Annotated in this window: 1 pseudogene; it reads right to left on the reverse strand. The window is 68.5% G+C overall.

Going from position 1 to position 24970, the window contains the following annotated elements:
* Position 1: 1 nt before the first annotated feature.
* Positions 2-24919, reverse strand: a pseudogene (locus JQT59_RS38065) (non-ribosomal peptide synthase/polyketide synthase); the annotation flags it as partial.
* Positions 24920-24970 lie beyond the last annotated feature (51 nt).

A 24970-nucleotide genomic window follows, 5' to 3' on the forward strand; every position in this document is an offset into this window, starting at 1 on the left:
CCTAGCGGACGGACGGCTGCCGTTCCTCGCTGTCGTCGGGGTCGCTGCCATCGGGTCCGCTGATGGCATCACGCACTGGACCGGGTGTCGCGAGGCGCGGCCCGATCACCGAGAGCGCCTCCGGCGTCGTCATCGTCCAGTGCGTCGCGTCGACGGGGTGCTCGTGAATGTCGCCGCCGACGTGCGGATTCCAGCACGTCACCGGATCGACGTGGAATCCGTCGTCCAGGGCAGCGGTGAAGAATACGAGGTCGCCGTCGAACATCCGCGGCTGGTGCCGATCGATCAGCTCCGTCGCCCGCTGCGCGTTTGCGTAGATACGGGCGAGTTGCGGCGCGGTGAGGCTCGCCAGCGGTCCCCCGATCGCGCCGAGGAGCGCTGCAGCTCGCTCTGCGTCGAATATGCCGTCCGGCGCGAGCTCGTCGAATCCGCCCGTCGTGGGCAGTTCGAGACCGAAACCGCCCAAGAGGTCCGCCACGGTAGCGGGGTTCTCGGCGCTCGCACTGCGATCGAGCCCGACGTAACTGTCGAGCAGCCCGAGAAGTCGGACGCTCTCGCCCGCCTCCTGCAGCTGTACGGCCATTTCCTGGGCGATCACCCCACCGAGGGACCATCCGAGCAGGTGATAAGGGCCGTGGGGCTGAATTGAGCGGATCTCGCGCACATACCGCGCAGCGAACTCCGTGATCGACGCGAGCGGCGCCTCGTCCTCGGTGAGTGCCGGGGACTGCAGCCCGTAGATCGGCCGATCCTGGGTCAGGTGCCCACTCAACCCGGCGTAACTCCACGCGAGCCCGATGAAGGGGTGGACGCAGAACAGCGGTTCCGCCGCTCCGCGGGTGCGGATCGGCAGGAGGACGTCGAGCGACGCACCGGTGTCGAGGACGCCGTCCGCCGTCGACTTCGCGATCCGCTCCCCCAACGACTGCGGCGTGGGGTCGGTGAACATCCACTGAAGCGGAAAGTCGATTGCCAGTTCATCGGCGAGTGCGGAGGCGACACGGGTCGCGATCAGCGAGTTGCCGCCCAGATCGAAGAAGTTGTCCGTGCGGCCCACCCGTTCCCGGCCGAGCACTTCCTCGAAGACACGGGCAACCATTTTCTCGGCCGCGGTGCGAGGCGCCGCGTATTCGACGGCAGCCGAGGACAGCTCCGGTTCGGGCAGCGCGGCGCGGTCGAGTTTGCCGTTCGCCGACAGCGGGAGGGCGCCGAGCTCGACGACGTGCGCCGGGATCATGTACGACGGGAGCCGCGCGGACAGGTGGGCGCGCACGTCGGGTGAATTCGGTGAGTGCCCTCGCACCAGGTACGCGATCAGTGCCTCGTCCCCACGGGAGTCGCGGTGCACGACCACCACCGCCTGGCTGACATCCGGATGCGCTTCGAGGGCTGTTTCGATTTCGCCGAGTTCGATGCGCTGGCCGCGCAGCTTCACCTGGAAGTCGCTGCGGCCCAGATACTCCAGCGCTCCATCACCCCGGCGTCGCGCGAGGTCACCGGTCCGGTACATGCGAGCCCCCGGCGTGTAGGGGTTGGCGACGAAGCGGTCCGCCGACAGGTCCGGCCGCCGGAGATAGCCGCGCGCCAGCTGGTCTCCAGCCAGGTACAACTCCCCCACCACACCGTTGGGCACCGGATGCAACCGCGCATCGAGGACGTGGAGCTGGGTGTTCCACACCGGACGCCCGATGGGCACCGTGTGGAGGTCGGCGGCACTTGTGGCCCAGTAGGTTACGTCGACGGCCGCCTCCGTGGGGCCGTACAGATTGTGCAGGTCCGCCCCACTGACCGACCGGAACCGCTGCACCTGCTCCGGGGTGAGAGCCTCACCCGAACAGAACACCAACCGTAGCGACTCACACTGGGCGGCAGAGGGTTCGGCGAGGAAGACGGAGAGCATCGACGGCACGAAGTGAATGGTCGTCACCTGCCGTTCCCGGACGAGCCTGGACAGATACCGCGGATCGCGGTGCCCGTCGGGTGCGGCGATCACCAGGCCGGCGCCCACCTGCAGCGGCCAGAACAATTCCCACACCGACACGTCGAATGTGACCGGTGTCTTCTGCAGAACGACGTCTTCGGCGGTGAGTCCGTATTCGTGCTGCATCCAGAGCAGCCGGTTCACGCTCGCACCGTGGGTGACGGCGACGCCCTTGGGCCGGCCGGTCGATCCTGACGTGAAGATGACGTACGCGGTGTTCGCCGACGACAGCGGCGCCAGCCGTTCCCGGTCGGTGACGGCGACCCGGCTGTATCCGGTGAAATCCTCGGCGGCGATGTCGATGACCGGCACCGCGGTGTCCACGGTCTCACCGTCGACGAGCACACACACCGGTGCCGCCGTCTCGAGGACCGAGGCCGTGCGTTCGGCCGGGTGATCGGGGTCGACGGGAAGGTATGCGCCGCCGGCCTTTCCGACGGCGTAGATCGACACCAGCAGTTCGAGGGAGCGGCGCATGGCCACTGCGACCACCGATTCGGGGCCCACCCCCTGCTCGATCAGTCGGCGCGCGAGCGCGTTCGCGCGCGCGTCGAACTCGGCGTACGTCAATTCCTCCCCGTCGAAGACCAGGGCGGTTCGGTCCGGGGTGGCGGCGACCTGCGCACCGAAGAGCGACGGCAACGTTCCCGCCAGGACGTCGTGCGACGTCGCGTTGGTGCCGACGATCTGCTTCCGTTCACCGGCGCCGAGGACGTCGATGTCGCCGACCGGAACACCCGGATCGTCGACGGCGGAGGCCAGCACTTGCAGGAAGCGCTCACCGAAGACGTGCACGGTCGATTCGTCGAAGAGATCGGAGGCGTAGGTGAGCCGGGCGGTGATCCCGTCCGCGCGGCCGTCGGCGTCGAAGCGTTCCGTCAGCGTCAGCTGCAGATCGAACTTGGCCAGGGCGACGTCGACGTCGACACCGCTCACCGCCAGCTCCCCCAGCTCGAGGGTTGCCTGGTCCAGGTTCTGGAAGGTGAGCATCACCTGGAACAGCGGGTGCCGCCCGGTGGACCGCGCGGGATTGATCACTTCGACGAGACGCTCGAAGGGGACATCCGCGTGGGCGAATGCGGCCAGGTCGGTGTCGCGGACGTCTGCCACGAAGTCGGCGAAGGTGCGTGCGCTGTCGACCTGCTGTCGCAAAACCAGGGTGTTGACGAACATGCCGATCAGGTCGTCGAGTGCGCGCTCGCCGCGGCCGGCGACCGGGGTGCCGATCGCGATGTCGCTCGTCCCGGCGAGCCGGCTCAGCAACACCGCGAGGGCCGAATGCACCACCATGAACAGGGTGGCGTTCGCGTCCCGCGCCGTCCGGTGGAGGCCGTGGTGCAGGGCGGCCGGAACGAGGAAGTCGATGCTCCGACCCCGGTACGACGACACAGCCGGACGTGGCCGGTCGGTGGGCAGATTCAGCTGGTCGGGGGCGCCCGCCAGGGTGCGGGTCCAGAACGCCAATTGCTGCGCCGCCAGCGAGGTCGGATCCGATTCGTCGCCGAGCAGATCCCGCTGCCACAACGCGTAATCCGCGTACTGCACCGGCAGCGGCGACCACTGCGGTGCGGCACCCGCCGAGCGGGCCGCGTACGCCGTCATCACGTCCCGCACCATCGGTGCCATCGACCAACCGTCGCCGGAGATGTGGTGCACGACGAGCGCCAGGACATGCTCGGTGTCGGACAACCGGAAGATCTGCACTCGCAACGGGACCTCGGCGGTGACGTCGAATCCGGTCGTGGCCACTGCGGCGATCAGCCCGGCCAGCTCCGTTTCCTCGGCGCTGACCACGGATAGTCCACCCCCGACCCGATCGACGGGGAGGATCATCTGGTGCGGCCCCTCCGGGGAATCCGGATACACCGTCCGCAGCGACTCGTGGCGGCCGACGACGTCGGTGACCGCGTGTTGCAGCGCGTCCACATCGAGCGACCCGGACAGGCGCACCGCCACCGGAATGTTGTCGGCGGCCGAGTCCGGGTCGAGCCGGTTGAGGAACCACATCCGGCGCTGCGCCGACGACAGCGGGATGCGTGCGGGGCGTTCGGCCGGTGCGAGGCGCGGACGGTCGTCGTCGGCGTTCTCCGTCGACTCGAGCAGCGCAGCGAGGCCGGCCACCGTCGGGGCCTCGAACAGCGTGCGGATCTCTACCCGGCGTCCCAGGGTTTCGGACAGCCGCGCCACCACCCGGGTGGCGACCAGCGAGTTGCCGCCGAGTTCGAAGAAGCTCGCGTCGGCGCCGACGCGTTCGACCCCGAGCACGTCCCCGAATGCCGCGGCGACCGCGGCCTCCATATCCGTTTCCGGGGCCCGGTACTCGTCGTGCGCGGTCCCGAACTCCGGTACTGGCAGCGCCTTGCGGTCGAGTTTTCCGTTGGCGGTCAGGGGCAGGGCGTCCAGGACGACGAGCGCTGCGGGCACCATGTATCCCGGCACTCGACGGGCCGCGTCCGCCAGCACGTCTGCGACGACGAGGGTGGCGCCATCCTCGGGCACCGCGTATGCGACCAGAGCCGTTCCGGTCGTCGGGTCCTGATGCGCGACAACGACGGCCTGCTGCACGCCGGGGCATCCGCTCAGCGCCGACTCGATCTCGCCGAGTTCGATCCGGAATCCGCGCACCTTCACCTGGAAGTCGGAGCGCTCGAGGTAATCGAGCACGCCCTCGGTGCCGCGCAGGCGCCAGCGAACCACGTCACCGGTCCGGTACAACCGGGAGCCTGCCGCGCCGAACGGGTTGGCGACGAAACGCTCCGCGGTGAGATCGGGCCGGGCGACATACCCGCGGGCCAGCTGGTCACCGGCGAGATACAGCTCGCCGGCTACCCCGAGCGGAACCGGCTGCAGGCGCCCATCCAGCACGAACGCCTGCGTGTTCCAGGCGGGGGTGCCGACGGGAACGCTGTCGCGGTCGTCGACGGTGTGCTGCCAGGAGGTGACCGACACCGCGGCCTCGGTCGGCCCGTACAGGTTGTGCAGTGCAACGGCCGATCCGAACGCGCTGCGGGAGCGGGCGGCGAGGTCGGGGGGCAGGGCCTCGCCGATGCACAGCACACGGCGCAGGGCAGGCTGCTGCGCCGCACCCGGTGTCGCGAGGAACGCCTCGAGCAGGGATGGCACGAAATGCGCTGCGGTGACCTGTTGTTCGCGCATGAGTTCGGCCAGGTACGCCGGATCACGGTGGCCGTCCGGTCGGGCGATCACCAAACGCGCCCCCGAGACGAGCGGCCAGAACAGTTCCCACACCGAGAGGTCGAAGGTGACCGGTGTCTTCTGGACCACGGCGTCGGTGGTGTCGAGCGGGTACTGGTGCTGTTTCCACAGCAGTTGGTTCACGATGGCGGCATGGGGTACTGCGACACCCTTGGGTCTGCCGGTGGAGCCGGAGGTGAAGATGAGGTAGGCGGTGTTCTCGGGTCGCGGCGCCGCGAGGTTCGGCGCGTCGAACGGCGCTCCCGGGATCGGCGTGTCGAGGAAGGACCCGTCGATTTCGATGGTGGGCACGCCGTCGGCGACGAAACCGTCCGAGGACGTCGTGAGAACGCAGACCGGTGCCGCGACGTCGAGAACGTAGGCGAGGCGGTCCGCGGGGTGGGTGAGGTCGATCGGCAGGTAGGCACCACCGGCGCGCAGGATGGCGTACATTCCGACCAGAAGTTCGATGGACCGGTTCATCGCCAGCCCCACCACCGATTCCGGGCCCACCCCACGGTCGGCGAGGTGCCGGGCGAGCACGCCGACGCGGCGGTCGAATTCCGCATAGGTGACGTCGACGCCGTCGAACGACAGCGCGACCGCGTCGGGGGTGCGCGTCACCTGCGCGGAGAACAGGTCGACCAGTGTGGCGGCCGGCAGTTCAGCGGCGGTGTCGTTGAATCCACCGAGGATTCGCACCTTCTCCGCGCCGTCGAGGAGGTCGATACCACCGACCACGACATCGGCATCCGCGGCGACCGATCCCAGAATCCGCAGGAACCGGTCCGCGAAGGACTGCACCGTCGACTCGTCGAACAGGTCGGTGGCATAGGTGAACTGCGCCTGGATCATGTCCGGGTTCCGATCGTGGTCGTAGCTTTCCGACAACGTCAGGTGCAGATCGAAGTTGGAGACGGCACTGGGTACGTCCAGGCCCTCGACGTGCAGTCCGGGGAGTTCGAGGGCGGTCCGAGCGAGGTTCTGGAACGAGAACGCCACCTGGAACAGCGGGTGGTGCGCCCGGGAGCGGGCGGGGTTCAGCACCTCGACGAGCCGTTCGAACGGAATGTCGGAGTGCGCGAAGGCGCCGAGGTCCGTTGCTCGCGCGGCAGCGAGATTGTCGGCGAACGAACCACCCAGCTCGACCGAGGTGCGCAGCACCAGTGTGTTGACGAACATCCCGACCAGCTCGTCGAGAAACTGGTCACCGCGCCCGGCGACGGGAGCGCCCACCGCGATGTCGGTGTCGTTGCTCAACCGCGCCAGCAGCACCGTGAGGGCGGTGTGCATGACCATGAACAGCGAGGCGTTCTGACGGCGCGCCACCGCGAGCAGCGCGGTGTGGGTGTCGGCATCGATCGTGAACGTGACGTGCGCGCCGCGGTTCGACGCCACCGCGGGCCGGGGGCGGTCGGTCGGCAGCGAGAGCCGGTCCGGTATCCCCGCCAGCGCGGACTTCCAGTACGTAATCTGTTCGTTGGCAAGAGATTCGGGATCGGTCTCGTCACCGAGCAGTTCCCGTTGCCACAGACTGTAGTCGGCGTACTGCACCGGCAACGGCGACCACTGCGGCGCGTGCCCCTCGGCCCGTGCGGTGTAGGCCAGCATGACGTCCCGCGCGAGCGGTGCCAGCGACCATCCGTCACCGGAGATGTGATGAGCCACCATGACCAGGACGTGGTCCTCGGCGGCGACGCGGTAGATGCGGGCGCGCAGCGGCACCTCCGCGGTGACGTCGAATCCGGTCGTCACGAAGTCGATTACCCGCTCGAGGACGTCGTCGGGATGCTCGGAAATCGGGGTCAGATCGGGTACCGCGCCCGCGGCGTCGACGACAACCTGATGTGGACCGGAGTCCGAGTCGGGGTAGAGGGTGCGCAGCGATTCGTGCCGGCCAACCAGGTCGGCGACAGCGGCGCGCATCGCGGGGAGGTCGAACTCCCCCGTCAACCGCAGCGCGATCGGCAGGTTGTAGGCGGGCGACGCCGTGTCGAACTGGTTGATGAACCACATTCGCTGCTGGGCGAGTGACAGCGGAATGTGCTCGGGGCGGGGCCCGGCGACGAGCGGCGGGCGGCGTACACCGTGGCGGGCGGACTCGGTGAGACGGGCCGCGAGCGCCGCGACCGTCGGCGCTTCGAAGATTTCGCGGACGCCGACGTGCACGTCGAGAGCGGCGTTGATCCGCGACACCACCTGCGTGGCCAGCAGGGAGTTGCCGCCGAGGTCGAAGAATCCGTCGTGGATTCCCACTTCCGGCAGCGCCAGGACCTCCGCGAAGACACCCGCGACGATCACTTCGAGCGGGTTGCGGGGCTCCTCGAAGGGGCGGTCCGCGGCGGCGAACACCGGCTCGGGCAGTGCGGCACGGTCCAGTTTGCCGGCGGGGGTGAGCGGTAGGGCGTCGAGGATCGTGATCGACGACGGAATCATGTACCCCGGCAGGGTTGCGCCGATGAACTTCGCCACCTCCACCCGGTCGACGTCCTCGCCGCTGAACGGCAGCACGTACGCGACGAGGGAAGTGTCCCCGTTGGGATGCTGGTGACCGATCGTGGTGGCGTACTCGAGCTGCGGGTGCGCGGTCAGCGCGGCGTCGATCTCACCGAGTTCGATTCGGAAGCCCCGAATTTTCACCTGGTGGTCGGTACGGCCGACGAAGTCGAGAACCCGATCCTCGCGCCACCGGACGAGGTCGCCGGTGCGGTACATCAGTGCCCCGGGTTCGCCGAAGGGGTCGGCCACGAACCGTTCGGCGGTGAGACCGGGGCGGCCGAGATAGCCGCGGGCCAGGCTCGGCCCGCTGACATACAGCTCGCCGGGCACGCCCACCGGCACCGGACGCAGCCGCCCGTCGAGCACGAGTGCCTGCACTCCGCGACTGGGCCCGCCGATCGTGACCGGTTCGCCCGCCCGGAGCGGTTCGGTGATCGACGACATGATCGTCGCCTCACTCGGCCCGTATGCGTTGATCATGCGACGCCCGGGAGCCCAGCGGGCCACCAACTCCGGCGGGCACACGTCGCCGGCCACCACCACGACAGCGAGGTCGTCGAGCCCGTGATGGTCGACGGAGGCGAGGGCCGCGGGCGTGGAGAACGCGTGGGTGACGTGTTCCGCGGCGAGAAGCTCCGCGAGTTCGGAGCCGCCGTAGATGGTCGGCGGCGCGACCACCAGGGCGGCGCCGGCGCTCAGCGCCATCAACATCTCGAACACCGAGGCGTCGAAGCTCGGGGACGCGAAGTGCAGGACGCGGGACCGGGACGTCACCGTGAGAAGCTCGCGTTCGTCGGTCACCAGGTTCACCAGGCCACGGTGGGTCACCGCGACCCCTTTGGGGCGGCCGGTGGACCCGGAGGTGTAGATCACGTACGCCACCTGGTCGGGCAGGATCGGCCGCATGCGGTCCCGATTGGTGAGGGGCAGCCGTGATTCGTGGGTGCAGCGCTGCTCGAGCGCCGTGTCGTCGAGCAACAGCCACCGGATCGAATCCGGGAGGAGGGGGCGTTCCGCGGACACGGTGATGCCGACCATCGCCCCCGAGTCCTGCACCATGTGCCGAATCCGGTCCTCGGGGTAGCGCGGGTCGACCGGCACGAAGGCGGCACCGGACTTCGCCACCGCCCAGACGGCCATCACCGATTCGGACGAGCGCGGCAGTGCCAGCGCCACCCGCGTTTCGGGTCCTACCCCCCGATCGACCAGAAGCCGGGCCAGCTGGTTCGACCGTTCGTCCAGATCGCGGTACGACATGCTTCGGCCGTCGAAGACGACCGCGGGTTCGTCCGGAGCTGCGGCCACCGCATCCGCGAGAATCTCGGTGAGCATCTGCACCGGGCGGGCGTCGGCGCCCCGAACCGGCGTCAGCGCCTCGTATTCGTCGTTTCCGAGTACGGGGATGTCCCCGACAGCGCGCTGCGGATCGGCAACGACGGACTCGAAGATCCGCTGCAGCCGCAGCGTGTATTCCGCCGCGGTATCGGCATCGAAAATGTCTGTGGCATACACCAGTTCGCCGTCGATGCCGGCGGGCTCCGTAGAGCCGTCGACCCGTTCGACGAGGGTGAAGTGCAGGTCGAACTTGGCGATGTCCACGTCGACCGACAGCGGCGAGGCGGTGACGCCGTCGAGCTCGAGCCGGTCCACGGACGGGGTCTGAACGCCCAGCGCCACCTGGAACAGCGGGTGATGGGACGTGGAGCGGACGGGGCTCAGTACCTCGACCAGACGCTCGAACGGCAAGTCCGCGTGCGCGAACGCCTCCAGGTCGACGTCACGTACCTGCCCGAGTAGCGACACGAACGAAGCCGCGGGGTCGAGCTCGGTGCGCAGAACGAGAGTGTTGACGAACATGCCGATGATGTCGTCGAGTTCCCGGCGACCGCGCCCGGCGACAGCGGTGCCGACCTGGATGTCGTAGGTGGTGCTGACTCGGCTCAGCAGTACCGCGAGGGCGGCGTGCGCCACCATGAACAGACTCGCGCCGTGAGCCCGGGCCAGCTCCGCCAGTGCGCGATGGGTGTCCGGGGACAGTGAGAAACGCACGGCAGCACCGCGATGCGACGGAACCGCGGGCCGGGCCCGGTCGCGGGGCAGGAACAGCTGGTCGGGCACATTGTCCAGCGCACGGGTCCAGTAACGCACCTGTTCGGCGGCGAGGCTCCCCGGGTCCGAATCATCGCCGAGCATTTGTCGCTGCCACAACGCGTAGTCGGCATACTGCACGGGCAGGGGTGCCCACAGGGGTTCCGATCCGGCGGCGCGGCTCGCGTACGCCGTCATCACATCCCGGATCAGCGGGTCCATCGAGGCGCCGTCGGCGGAGATGTGGTGCACGACGAGCGCGAGGACGTGTTCGGAGGCGCCGAGCGAATACACCCGCACTCGCACCGGCACCGCGTGGGACACGTCGAAGCCGGTAAGCACGAACTCCGCGAGATCGTCGCGCAGGCCGGTGTCGGTCACGGCCACCGGGGTGAGGTCGTGGACGACGTCGCCGGGTTCGAGGATCACCTGATGCGGCCCGGCCGGCGAATCGGGGAACACGGTGCGCAGCGACTCGTGGCGGGCGATCAGGTCGTCGATCGCCGCCGCGAGCGCCGCCGTGTCCAGCGCCCCGCTCAACCGCACTGCCGCGGGCAGGTTGTAGGCGGGTGAGGACGTGTCGAACTGGTTGAGGAACCACATCCGCTGCTGTGCCAGGGACAGCGGGATGCGGGCCGGGCGTTCCGTTGCGGTCAACGGCGCGGTGGCACCCGAGGGCACCTGCGCCGCGACCCGGCGGGCCAGCGCCTCCACCGTGGCGGCGTCGAACACGTCGCGGATGGCGATTCGCGTTCCGGTCGCCGCGCCCAGGCGGGTACTGAGTTTCGTGGCGGACAGCGAGTTGCCGCCCAGTGCGAAGAAGTTGTCGTGCACCCCGACGCGCGGCACACCCAGTAGGTCGGCGACGATGTCGGCGACGAGCCGTTCGGTCTCCGTTCGGGGAGCTGTGTAGTCGGCGGCCACCGCGAACACCGGTGCGGGCAGAGCGTTCCGGTCCACCTTGCCGTTGGGTGTCAGGGGCAGCGTGGTCAGCGGAATCAGCAGCGACGGAACCATGTACGACGGCAGCGCCCCGGCGGCGTGGTCGCGGACCGCGTCGACGTCCAGGTCGATCCCGACGCGAGGCACCACGTATCCGACGAGGTGATCGCCGGTGTGCGGGTCGCTGTGCGACACCACGACGGCCTGGAGCACGTCCTCGTGGCGCAGCAGAGTGGACACCACCTCGGCCAGTTCGATGCGGAAACCGCGCACCTTCACCTGGAAGTCGGTGCGTCCGAGGTATTCGAGCCGGCCTTCCCGGTTCCAGCGAACCAGATCGCCGGTGCGATACAGCCGCTCCCCGGCCGCCGAATAGGGATCGGCGACAAAGCGTTCGGCAGTCAGGTCGGGACGTCCGAGGTACCCGCGCGCAAGCTGCGCCCCGCCGAGATACAGCTCACCCGGCACACCGATGGGCACCGGACGCAGACGCTCGTCGAGAACGAGTGTGCTGGTGTTCCACACGGGCGAACCGATCGGCACAGTGTCGCCGTTGTCGGACCGGGCGGCGAAAGAGGTGGTGGTCACCGCCGCCTCGGTGGGGCCGTACGTGTTGTCGATCTCCGCCGGGTGCGCGGCCCGGAAATCGTCGACGGCTTCCGGGGACACCGCTTCTCCCCCGACGAGCACGTATCGCAGGGACGGCAGGTCCGCGAGGCCCGGTCCACCGGCCACGGCCGCGAGCATGGCGGGCACGAAATGGATGACGCTGACTTCGTGCTGCCGGATGACCGCCGTGAGGTAATCGGGGTCGCGATGCCCGTCGGGTTCGGCGATGACGAGCCGGGCGCCGGCGGCCAGGGGGGCGAAGCACTCCCACACCGACACGTCGAACGTGATCGGCGTCTTGAGCAGCAGGGTGTCGCCGCCGCCGATCTCGTAGTGGGCGCACAACCAGTCGAGCTGCCCGCTGATCGCCGCATGGCTGACGGCGACCCCCTTCGGGCGGCCGGTGGAACCGGAGGTGAAGAGGACGTAGGCGATGTTGTCGGGGCGGAGCGGCGCAATGCGCTCGTCCGGACGGATCGGCGCCGAGGCGAACTCGTGCGGGTCGAGGTGGTCCACGACGATCGCATCGATGCCGTACCGGCGTGCGGTGTCCCCGTCGTCGGAGAGTGCGCTCGTGGTCAGGAGCAGGCGGGCCCCGGACTGCTCGACGATGTCGTTGTTCCGCTGCGCCGGCTGGTCCGGGTCCAGTGGGGTGTACGCGCCGCCCGCCCTGATCACGGCGTGAATCGCGACGAGGAGATCCAGAGACCGCGGAATTTCCACCGCGACAACGCTATCCGGTACGACACCGGCGCCGATGAGCTTGCGGGCGAGCCGGTTCACCCGGGAATCGAAATCGCGGTAGGTCAGTGCCGAATCACGCCAGAGCACGGCCGGCGCCTCGGGTGTGGTGCGGGCCTGCTCCTCGAGAATGTCGACGAGCGTGCGGTGCCGGTGTTCCCGGGCGGGTCCGCGGGACCATTCGGTGAGGGCGACGCGTTGGTCGTCGCCGAGCAGGTCGAGGTCGCCGATCCGGGTGCGGGGACTGTGGGCCATCTCGGCGAGCACGCGGAGGAAGGCGGCGCCGATCCGGTGGGCCGTCTCCTCGTCGAAGAGGTCCCGCGCGTAGCCGAGCTCGAGGTCCAGACCGGCCGGCGTGCCGTCGTCGTCGTGCCGGGCGGCCAGAACGAAGTTGAGGTCGAATTTGGCGACGGGCGAGTCGATGTCGAATCCGGACACCTCGAGTCCCGGCAGTTCCAGTGTCGGGCGTTCGAGATTCTGCAGCGCGAGCGCCACCTGGAACAGCGGGTGGAATGCCGTCGATCGGGTCGGGTTGATCACCTCGACCAGTTGCTCGAAGGGCACGTCGACGTGGGAGAACGCCTCCAGATCGACGCTTCGGACCTGGCCCAGGAGTTCAGCGACCGTCGCATGCGGCCGCACCTCGGTGCGCAACACCAGGGTGTTGACGAACATGCCGACGAGGGCGTCGAGCGCCTGCTCGCCGCGTCCGGCCACCGAGGTGCCGATGGCGACGTCCGCGCCCGCACCGACCCGCGCCAGCACGGCGGCGAGGCCGGTGTGGATCGCCATGAACAGGCTGGCATTGTGGGCCCGGGCCAGATCCAGCAGAGCGCGGTGGCTGTCGCTGTCGAGGAACAACCGCACGGTGCCGCCTCGGTTCGACGGAACGGGCGGCCTGGGCCGATCGGTCGGCAGCGCCAGGTGATCGGGCAGCCCGGCGAGCGTCGTCGTCCAGTACGCGAGCTGTCCGGCTGCCAGCGACTGCGGGTCGGCCGCGTCCCCCAGCAGAGTCCGCTGCCACACCGCGTAGTCCGCATACTGCACGGGTAGCGGCCCCCACACCGGGGGCTGGCCCGCGGCGCGGGAGGCGTAGGCCGTCATGACGTCCGTGGCCAGAGGCACGAAAGACCAGCCGTCGGCGGAGATGTGGTGCACGACGAACAGGAGGATGTGCTCGGAGCGGCTCTCGCGGAAGAGGTGCACGCGCAGCGGCGGCTCCGCGGTGACGTCGAAGCCGGTCGAGGCGTACCGCAGGACGGCGGTGGTCAGATCTTCACCCGACAACCGCAGCGGGGCCAGGTCGAGCGGAATCGTGTCGACAGCGACGATGACCTGTTCCGCGCCGTCGTCGGTCGGCGGATACACGGTGCGGAGGGTCTCGTGACGGGCGAGGACGTCGGCGAGCGCCGCCCGCAGGGTGGCCACGTCGATTCGCCCGGACATGCGCAGGGCGAGGGGGATGTTGTACGCCGGGGAGGAGGGGTCGAACCGGTTGAGGAACCACATCCGCTGCTGCGCCGGTGACAACGGAATCTGCGCCGGCCGCTCCACCGCTACCAGAGCGGGGCGGTCGACGACGGCCCCGGACTCTGCGGCCGCTGCGAGCAGGCGCACGGTGGGGTTGTCGAACAGGGTACGGACCGCAATGCGGGTGCCCAGCGCCGAGCCGACACGCGAGACCACCTGGGTGGCGGACAGCGAGTTACCGCCGAGGTCGAAGAAGTTGTCGTCCAGGCTGATCGACGGCTCCCCCACCACGTCGGCGAACACCGCGGCGACGGCCTGCTGCTGCGGGGTCTCGGGTGCAGCGAATTCGGCCCGTCGGGTGAAGACGGGTGCGGGCAACGCGGCGCGGTCCAGTTTCCCGGCCGGGGTCAACGGCAGCGACTCGAGAACGACGATCGCCGACGGCACCATGTATCCCGGCAGACTTCGTCCGGCGAACGCAGTCAGCACCGAGGGATCCACCACGGCGCGGGACGCCGGAAGCACATACGACACCAGCCGGGTCAGTCCTGCGCCGTCCTCGTGCCCGACGGTGTGCGCGAACTCCACCGCCTCGTGCCCCGACAGCACGGCGTCGATCTCGCCGAGCTCGATGCGGAACCCGCGAATCTTCACCTGGAAGTCGCTGCGCCCGAGGAATTCCAGAACATCGGTACCGGCCGTGTCGCGCACCCACCGCACCACGTCACCGGTGCGGTACATCCGCCCGCCCGATCCCGACGGATCGGCCACGAACCGCTCGGCCGTCAGCCCGGCGCGGCCCACATATCCGCGGGCGACGCTCGGTCCCGACACGTACAGCTCGCCCCGCACCCCCCGCGGCACCGGACGCAACCGCGCGTCGAGCACCAGTACGTCCACCCCCACGGTCGGCGAGCCGACCGTCACCGGCTCCCCCGCCGCCAACGGCGACGTCGCCGAGGACATGATCGTGGTCTCGCTCGGCCCGTAGGCGTTGACCATCCGCCGGCCAGGCGCCCACCGCGCCACCAGCTCCGGCGGACACACGTCCCCCGCCACCACCACCGTCTCGAGGTGGTCGAGGCCGCGATGATCCACCGACGCCAATGCCGCCGGTGTGCAGAACGCATGCGTGATCCGATGCTCGGCCAGGAACTCTGCCAGTTCCGCACCACCGAAGATCGTGGGCGGCGCCACAACCATCGTCGCCCCCGCACCGATGGCCATCATCCATTCGAACACCGAGGCGTCGAAACTGGGGGACGCGAAATGGAGAGTCCGCGACTGCGGGGTCACGGACAGCCGCTCACGCTCGTCCGCAACGAGATTGACGAGTCCGCGATGCGTGACCGCCACACCCTTCGGTCGTCCCGTCGACCCCGAGGTGTAGATCACGTACGCCGGATGGTCGACCGACAGCGCTGCCGCCCGGTCCGCATCCGTCACCGGCAGGCACGGATATCCCGCCAGCGCAGCCTGCACCTCGTCATCGTCGAGGACGATCCACTCCACACGGTCGGGCAGCGCCGCCTGCAGCGCCGTCGTGGTGATTCCTACCGGGGCGCCGCAGTCGTCGAGCATGTGCCCGATCCGCTCGGCCGGATAGCCCGGGTCCACCGGGACGAACGCCGCCCCGGTTTTGGCCACCGCCCAGACGCTCGACACCGATTCGAGCGAACGCGGCAGCGCCACCGCCACCGTCACCTCCGGGCCGACCTGAAGATCGATCAGCAGCCGCGCCAATTGTGTCGAGGATTCGTCCATTTCGCGGTATGACATTGCCGCCCACACACCGGCCACCGACGGCCCGGTCACCGCCACACCGTCCGGGTTGCTCCGCACCGCTGCGGTGAGCAACTGCGGCAACGGCACCGGATCGAAACCCGTCCTGCCCGAGGCGGGCGTCAGGGCGGCGTGCTCGCCCGCTTCGAGAATGTCGACGTCGCCGACGACGAGGTCCGGATCGGTGACGACTGCGGCGAGGATCTGCTGGAATCGCCGCGCGAAGCCACGCACCGTGTCGGCGTCGAACAGTTCGGTGGCGTAAAGGAATTCCGCGCGGATACCGCAGGGCGCCCCGTCCGCGTCGATGTTCTCACCCAAGGTCAGCTGAAGGTCGATCTTGGCGACCCCCGGGTCGATGTCTTCGACCCCGACTCGCAGTCCCGGCAGATCGACGGTTCCGGTGGGCGTCGGGCTCATCGACAGGGCGACCTGGTAGATCGGGTGATGGGCGGTGGTGCGGATGGGGGCGAGGACGTCGACGAGTCTCTCGAACGGGACGTCCGCCGAACCGAACGCCTCGAGGTCGGCATCCCGCACGCGGTCGAGATGTTCACGGAAAGTGTCACCACCGCGCAATGCAGTCCGCAGGACGAGGGTGTTGACGAACATCCCGACGAGGTCGTCGAGGGCCCGCTCGCCCCGGCCGGCGATCGGACTTCCGATGACGACGTCGTCGGTGGCGGACAAGCGTCCCAGCAGCAGCGCCAACGCAGCGTGCATCACCATGAAGGTGGTGGCACCGTCCCGGCGAGCCAACCGGTCGATGCCGCGGTGGACCGCGGGGTCGATCTCGAAGGCGACCGTCGCCCCGGCGAACGTGGGTTGCGGCGGACGAGGCCGGTCGAACGGAAGCCGGAGTTCATCGGGAGCGCCGGCGAGGGTGTTCGCCCAGTACGCGAGTTGGGTCGACATCAGCGAACTGGGGTCGTCGTCGGTGCCGAGAACCGCTCGCTGCCACAGGGTGAAGTCGGCATACTGCACCGCCAAAGACGCCCACTGCGGGACGACACCGGCCGTGCGCGCCGCGTAGGCGGTCACGACATCGCGGCTGAGCGGTCCGAACGACCAGCCGTCGGCCGCGATGTGGTGCAGGGACATGGCAAGTACGTGCTCGGTGGGTCCCGTGCGGACGAGGAGGGCACGAACAGGAGTCTCGACCGTCACATCGAATCCCCGCGAGGCGAAGGCGATGATCCGGGCGCCGAGTTCGCCCTCGGTCGCATCAATGGTCTCTACCGTAACGGCGGCATCGGCTGGCGCGAGCACCACCTGTGCGGGTCCGTCCGGGGTGTCCGGGAACACGGTGCGGAGGGCTTCGTGCCGAGCGACCACGTCGTCGACCGCGGACGCCAACGCCCGCGCGTCGAGGACCCCGGACAGGCGTACCGCGAAGGGCAGGTTGTAGGCGGGTGAGGTGGTGTCGAACTGGTTGAGGAACCACATCCGCTGCTGCGCAAGCGAAAGCGGAATGTGGTCGGGGCGAGTCGCCGCGGTCAGTGCGGGGCGGGGCCCACTGGGCACCGGCTGCGCCAAGCGCAGTGCCAACGCGGCCACGGTGGGGGCGTCGAAGACATCCCGGACCGACAGTCTGTTGCCGGACAGTTCCGTGAGCCGCGCCGCCACCCGTGTAACGGACAACGAGTTGCCGCCGAGGTCGAAGAAGTTGTCGTGCGCCCCGACCCGGTCGGCCTGGAGCACCTCGGCGAAAACGGCGGCCACCTGCTGCTCACCCGGAGTACGCGGTGGGGTGTATTCGGTGCCGGTACTGGTGAATTCGGGTGCCGGAAGCGCTTTCCGGTCGAGCTTGCCGCTGGTATTGAGCGGGAACTCGTCCAGGACCACGAACGCGGACGGCACCATGTACGACGGCAACGCCCCCGACACATGAGCACGCACCACCGACACCTCGAGCGCGGACTCCGCCGTCACATACGCCACCAGATGATCACCGGTCACCGCGTCGGCATACACCGTCACCGCCGCACCGGTCACCGCCGGATACGCCCGCAACACCGACTCGATCTCCCCCAGCTCGATCCGCTGACCACGGAACTTGACCTGGAAATCGGTGCGCCCCACATACTCGAGCACCCCGTCCCGACGGCGACGCACCAGATCCCCCGTCCGATACATCCGCGCACCCGGCACCCCGAACGGATTGGCCAGGAACCGATCCGACGTCAGATCGGCCCGCCCCACATACCCGCGAGCCAACTGCACACCACCGAGATACAACTCCCCCGCCACCCCCGCCGGCACCGGATGCAACCGCGAATCGAGCACATACGCCTGCGTATTCCACTCCGGAACACCGATCGGCACCGACACCGTGTCGGCGACCCCACACTCCCAGAACGTCACCGACACCGCAGCCTCGGTCGGACCATACAAATTATGCAACCGGGCCGGCGTCACCGCCCGGAACCGGGCCACCGTCTCCGGCGGCAACGCCTCACCGATCGCGAACACATGCCGCAGACTCCGGCAGGAACCGGCCGGCACCGCAGCAACGAACACATCGAGCATCGACGGCACGAAATCGGTGACCGTCACCCCATGCTCATCGATCACCTGCGCCAGATACCCCGGATCCCGATGCCCGTCCGCGGTCGCCAACACCAACCTGGCACCGACCTGCAACGGCCAGAAATACCCCCACACCGACACATCGAACGTCGTTGCCGTCTTCTGCAACACCACATCCCGACCGGTCAACCCGTACTCGGCCTGCATCCACCGCAACTGATTCACGATGCCCGCATGCGGCACCGCCACACCCTTCGGCTTCCCCGTCGACCCCGACGTGAAGATCACATACGCCGGATTCTCCGGCCGCAGCGCAACCACCCGCTCCGCGTCCGTGACCGCCGCATCGGAGAAACCGGACACATCCACCTCGTCGATCGAGACCACCTCGACCCCCGCCGGCAACCCGACCCGATCCGCCGCCGTGCTCAACACACACACCGGGCCCGCGGAATCGAGCACATACCCGATCCGCTCGGCCGGATGATCCGGATCGACCGGCACATACGCACCACCCGCCCCGAGCACCGCATACATCCCCACCACCAAATCCAGAGACCGCCGCATCGCCAACACCACCCGCGACTCCGGCCCCACCCCCAACCCGATCAGATACCGGGCCAACCGATTCACCCGCGCACCCAACTCGGCATACGTCAACGACACACCCTCGAACACCACCGCCACCGCACCCGCAGACCGCACCACCCGATCCCCGAACAACTCCGGCAACGTCCCGGCCGGAACGAAATGGTCAGTGGCATTCCAGGTCGTCAACGCGGAGCGTTCGGCGGTGTCGAGCAGCGGGATGTCACCGACGCGCACCGTCGGGTTCGCGGCGACGGCATCCAGGATCCTGCTGAAGCGTTCGGCGATTGCCGCGGCCGTCGACTCGTCGAACAGGTCGGTCGCATACATCAGCTGAGCGGAGATGCCGTCCGGCAGCCCGTGCTCGTCGAACTGTTCGACGAGCGTGAAGTGCAGGTCGAACTTCGCGACATCGAGGGTCGCGTCGAGGCCGCTCAGCGTGAGACCGTCGAGTTCGAGCGTGGTCTGCTCGAGGTTCTGGAAGGTGAGCATCACCTGGAACAGTGGGTGGCGGGCGGTACTGCGAGTGGGACTGAGTATCTCGACCAGCCGCTCGAACGGCACGTCCGTGTGGGAGAACGCTTGCAGGTCCGCGTCCCGCACCCGGCCCAGGAGTTCGCGGAAGGTCGCCCCGGGATCGACCTCCGTGCGGAGGACGATCGTGTTGACGAACATGCCGATCAGATCGTCCAGTTCACGTTCACCACGGCCTGCTACCGGGGTGCCGATCGTGACGACCGGCGTCGCACTCGCACGACTGAGCAGGATGCTGAGCGCGGAGTGCACCACCATGAACAGCGTTGCCCGCTCGGACTGTGCGAGCGACGCCAGCGCCCGGTGCACGGATGCGTCGAGTGCGACGTCGACGTGGCCTCCGCGGTAGGACTGCTCAGCCGGCCGGGGCCGGTCGACCGGAAGGTCCAGTTCCTCGGGCACCCCGGCGAGTGCGGTCGTCCAATAGTCCACCTGCTGTGCCGCGAGCGAGTCCGGGTCGGATTCGTCCCCGAGAAGTTCGCGTTGCCACAACGCGTAGTCGGCGTACTGCACCGGCAACGGTGACCAGGTGGGCTGTTTCCCTTGTGTGCGTGCCGCGTACGCGGTCATCGTGTCGCGCACCATGGGCGCCATCGACCAGCCGTCGCCGGAAATATGATGGACCACCAACGCGAGGACGTGCTCCTCGGCGTCGATCCGGAACAGGGCGACGCGGACAGGGAGCTCGGTCGTCACGTCGAAACCGGCACCGAGGAAGCCGGCAAGTTCGTTCTCGAGCCGCTTCTCGTCGACGACGGTGACCGGCAACTCGGGAGTTGCGGAGTCGGCGTCGAGGACGACCTGGTGCGGTCCGGTCTCCGAGTCCGGGAACACGGTGCGGAGGGTTTCGTGCCGCTCGATCAGATCAACGACCGCGGCGGTCAGGGCGCCGGTATCGAGTACACCGGACAGGCGTACCGCGACGGGCAGGTTGTAGGCGGGTGAGGTGGTGTCGAACTGGTCGAGGAACCACATCCGCTGCTGCGCCGGGGACAACGGAATCCGCTCCGGGCGTGGCCGGGGCATCAGCGCGGGACGGACCTCATCACCCGTCGTCCCCGACACCGTCGCCGCGAGTTCCGCCACGGTCGGCGCCTCGAAAAGGTCTCGCACACCCAACGGCACTCCGAGTTCGGCGCGGATCCGGGACACCAGCTTGGTCGCGATGAGCGAGTTGCCGCCGAGGTCGAAGAAGTTGTCGTGCGCCCCGACCCGGTCGGCCTGGAGCACCTCGGCGAAAACGGCGGCCACCTGCTGCTCACCCGGAGTACGCGGTGGGGTGTATTCGGTGCCGGTACTGGTGAATTCGGGTGCCGGAAGCGCTTTCCGGTCGAGCTTGCCGCTGGTATTGAGCGGGAACTCGTCCAGGACCACGAACGCGGACGGCACCATGTACGACGGCAACGCCCCCGACACATGAGCACGCACCACCGACACCTCGAGCGCGGACTCCGCCGTCACATACGCCACCAGATGATCACCGGTCACCGCGTCGGCATACACCGTCACCGCCGCACCGGTCACCGCCGGATACGCCCGCAACACCGACTCGATCTCCCCCAGCTCGATCCGCTGACCACGGAACTTGACCTGGAAATCGGTGCGCCCCACATACTCGAAGCACCCCGTCCCGACGGCGACGCACCAGATCCCCCGTCCGATACATCCGCGCACCCGGCACCCCGAACGGATTGGCCAGGAACCGATCCGACGTCAGATCGGCCCGCCCCACATACCCGCGAGCCAACTGCACACCACCGAGATACAACTCCCCGCCACCCCCGCCGGCACCGGATGCAACCGCGAATCGAGCACATACGCCTGCGTATTCCACTCCGGAACACCGATCGGCACCGACACCGTGTCGGCGACCCCACACTCCCAGAACGTCACCGACACCGCAGCCTCGGTCGGACCATACAAATTATGCAACCGGGCCGGCGTCACCGCCCGGAACCGGGCCACCGTCTCCGGCGGCAACGCCTCACCGATCGCGAACACATGCCGCAGACTCCGGCAGGAACCGGCCGGCACCGCAGCAACGAACACATCGAGCATCGACGGCACGAAATCGGTGACCGTCACCCCATGCTCATCGATCACCTGCGCCAGATACCCCGGATCCCGATGCCCGTCCGCGGTCGCCAACACCAACCTGGCACCGACCTGCAACGGCCAGAAATACCCCCACACCGACACATCGAACGTCGTTGCCGTCTTCTGCAACACCACATCCCGACCGGTCAACCCGTACTCGGCCTGCATCCACCGCAACTGATTCACGATGCCCGCATGCGGCACCGCCACACCCTTCGGCTTCCCCGTCGACCCCGACGTGAAGATCACATACGCCGGATTCTCCGGCCGCAGCGCAACCACCCGCTCCGCGTCCGTGACCGCCGCATCGGAGAAACCGGACACATCCACCTCGTCGATCGAGACCACCTCGACCCCCGCCGGCAACCCGACCCGATCCGCCGCCGTGCTCAACACACACACCGGGCCCGCGGAATCGAGCACATACCCGATCCGCTCGGCCGGATGATCCGGATCGACCGGCACATACGCACCACCCGCCCCGAGCACCGCATACATCCCCACCACCAAATCCAGAGACCGCCGCATCGCCAACACCACCCGCGACTCCGGCCCCACCCCCAACCCGATCAGATACCGGGCCAACCGATTCGCCCGCGCACCCAACTCGGCATACGTCAACGACACACCCTCGAACACCACCGCCACCGCACCCGCAGACCGCACCACCCGATCCCCGAACAACTCCGGCAACGTCCCGGCCGGAACGAAATGGTCAGTGGCATTCCAGGTCGTCAACTCCCGGGCGCGCACAGCCGGATCGGTGATCGCCACGTCGCCGACCGCCATGCCGGGTTCGGCGGTGACGGCATCCAGGATGCGCACGAACTGCGCCGCGAAGCCGTGAATCGTGGCGTCGTCGAAAAGATCTGCAGCGTAATTGAATTGCGCCCCGATCACACCGGGGCGGCCGCCGTCATGGGTTTCGGTGAGCACGAGCTGCAGATCGAATGCGGCGACATCGGGCACGATCGGCTCACTCGACACCGACAACCCCGGCAGTTCCAGATGCGCGGGCGCATGATTCTGGAAAAACAGCGCCACCTGGAACAACGGATGGTGTGCGGTGGTGCGGGTGGGATCGAGATGCTCCACCAGCCGCTCGAACGGCACCTCGGCGTGACCGAATGCTCCGAGGTCGACCTCACGCACGTGGTTCAGCAGGGCGGTAAACGACATCGCCGGGTCGACCTCGGTCCGCAGGACCAGGGTGTTGACGAACATGCCGACCAGGTCGTCCAATTCACGATCTCCGCGGCCTGCTACCGGGGTGCCGATCGCGATGTCGCGGGACGCGCTCAACCGGCTCAGCAGCAGCGCCAACGCCGAATGCGCCACCATGAACAGGGTCACGTTGTGTGTGCGGGCGAACGCCACAAGGCGTTCGTGCAGGTCGGCGGGAATGTTCCAGGCAAGCGTCGAACCACGCTGCGACGCGGCCGCGGGTCGGGGACGGTCGGTGGGCAGGTCGAGGCTGTCCGGCAGCCCGGCCAGCGCGGTGTCCCAGTACGTCAGTTGCTGCGCCGCCCGCGACTGCGGGTCGTCCTCGTCACCGAGCACTTCGCGCTGCCAGAGGGTGTAGTCGGCGTACTGCACCGATAGCGGCGACCACCGCACGTCGTGTCCGGCACTGTGCGCCGCGTAGGCGATCATCACATCGCGGGACAGTGGAGCGAACGACCAGCCGTCGGCGGCAATGTGATGGAGAACCAACGCGAGGACGTGCTCGCCGGCTCCCGTTCGGAAGAGCCGCGCCCGCACGGGGATGTCGGTAGTGACATCGAATCCGGTGAGAACGAACTGACGGATCGCGTGGTCGAGTCGGTCGACGTCCGCGTCGGTGACGGTCATCTCTACGTCGACCTCGCCGGGCGCGAGAACCCGCTGCCACGGTCCGGTGCCGGAATCGGGGAAGACGGTGCGCAGCGATTCGTGCCGCTCGACTACGTCGTACACGGCCCGACCGAGTGCAGCGACATCCAGGTCGCCGGAGAACCGCACGGCGAGAGGAAGATTGTGGACGGGGCTGCCGGTGTCGAACTGGTTGAGGAACCACACCCGCTGCTGAGCGGAAGACAACGGCACCCGCTCCGGCCGGGCCCGAGCGGACAGCATCGGGACATCGGCGTGGACCTGGCGATCGGCACCGTCGAATCGTTGTGCGAGCCCGCCGACGGTCGGCGCGTCGAAGACGTCGCGCAGCGACACCGGAAGATCCGCGGCGCTGCGGAGCCGGGACACCAGGCGGGTGGCGACGAGCGAGTTGCCACCGAGTTCGAAGAAGTTGTCGGTCAACCCCACCCGGCCGAGGTCGAGTACGTCGGCGACCGCCTCGGCGACTGCGATCTCGACGGCGGTCCGAGGTGCCACATATTCGGTGCTCACAGCCTCGATGACCGGGGCCGGCAGCGCGGCCCGGTCGAGTTTGCCGTTGGCCGACAGAGGAAGACCGTCGAGCGTTACCACGTAGGCCGGAATCATGTAGGACGGCAGCACAGCCGATACGTGCTCGCGCACTGCGGCGGGGTTCACCCCCTCCTCACCCACGACATACGCGACGAGGGACTCCTGACCGCGGTCGTCGCGGTGCACCGTCACCACTGCGCGTCGAATGTCCGGGTGCGATTCGTAGGCGCTCTCGATCTCGCCCAGTTCGATGCGCTGTCCACGCAGCTTCACCTGAAAGTCGGTGCGTCCCAGGTATTCCACGGCACCGTCCGGGCGGCGTCGCACCAGATCGCCCGTCCGGTACATCCGGGCACCTACCGCGAACGGATCCGCGATGAACCGGTCTGCCGTCAGATCGGCACGGCGGAGATAGCCACGGGCCAGCTGCGCGCCCGCGAGGTAGAGCTCACCGGCCACCCCGTCGGGCACCGGGTGTAACCGGGCGTCGAGCACGTGCAGTCGGGTGTTCCACACCGGTCTGCCGATGGGCACCGTAACGGTGTCTGCGGAGCTGGTGCGCCAGAAGGTGACGTCGACCGCGGCCTCGGTCGGCCCGTACAGGTTGTGCAGGTCGGCTGCGTTGATGGCCCGGAACTTCGCGGCCTGATCCGGTGTCAGCGCCTCACCCGAACAAATGACCATACGCAACGAATCGCAGTGCGCTGCGGACGGTTCGGCGGTGAAGACCGACAACATCGAGGGCACGAAATGCATGACGGTGACGCGGTGTCGGCGCACCAGCGTGGCGAGGTACTCGGGGTCACGGTGTCCGTCCGGTGCGGCGATCACCAATGTCGCGCCGACCTGGAGGGGCCAGAACAATTCCCACACCGACACGTCGAAGGTGACCGGCGTTTTCTGCAACACCGCATCGGTGGAAGTCAGGGCGTATTCATCCTGCGCCCACAACAACCGGTTCACGATCGCACCGTGGGTGACCACGACGCCCTTCGGTCGTCCCGTCGACCCCGACGTGAAGATGACATAAGCGGCGTGCTCGGGAGCCGGTGCCACCGGCAGCGCCCCGGATTCGCCGGTCGACAGGTCGAGAATGTCGACGTGCAGGACCGGTGCATCGGTGACCCACTCGACGCCTTCTGTGCTGCGGGTGAGGAGGCACACCGGCCGCGAAGTCTCCAGAACGTACGTGGTGCGGTTCACCGGATGGTCCGGGTCGACCGGTAGGTACGCGGCGCCGGCCTTCAGGATCGCGTAGATGGCGACCATGAGGTCGAGCGAGCGCCGCATGCCCACGGCGACCACCGATTCCGGTCCCACACCTTCCGAAACCAGGTGGTGGGCAAGGCGGTTGCTACGCTCGTCGAACTCTGCGTAGGTGAGCCACTCGTCCTCGAATATCAGTGCCACGGCGTCGGGGGCGGCGGCGGCACCGGCTGCGAACAGCGACACCAACGTGTCGGGGGGCACGGGATGGTCGGTGGCATTGCGCGCGTCGAGGGCGGCCCG

The sequence above is a fragment of the Rhodococcus sp. USK13 genome (genome assembly GCF_018343855.1).
GTDB lineage: Bacteria > Actinomycetota > Actinomycetes > Mycobacteriales > Mycobacteriaceae > Rhodococcus_F > Rhodococcus_F oxybenzonivorans.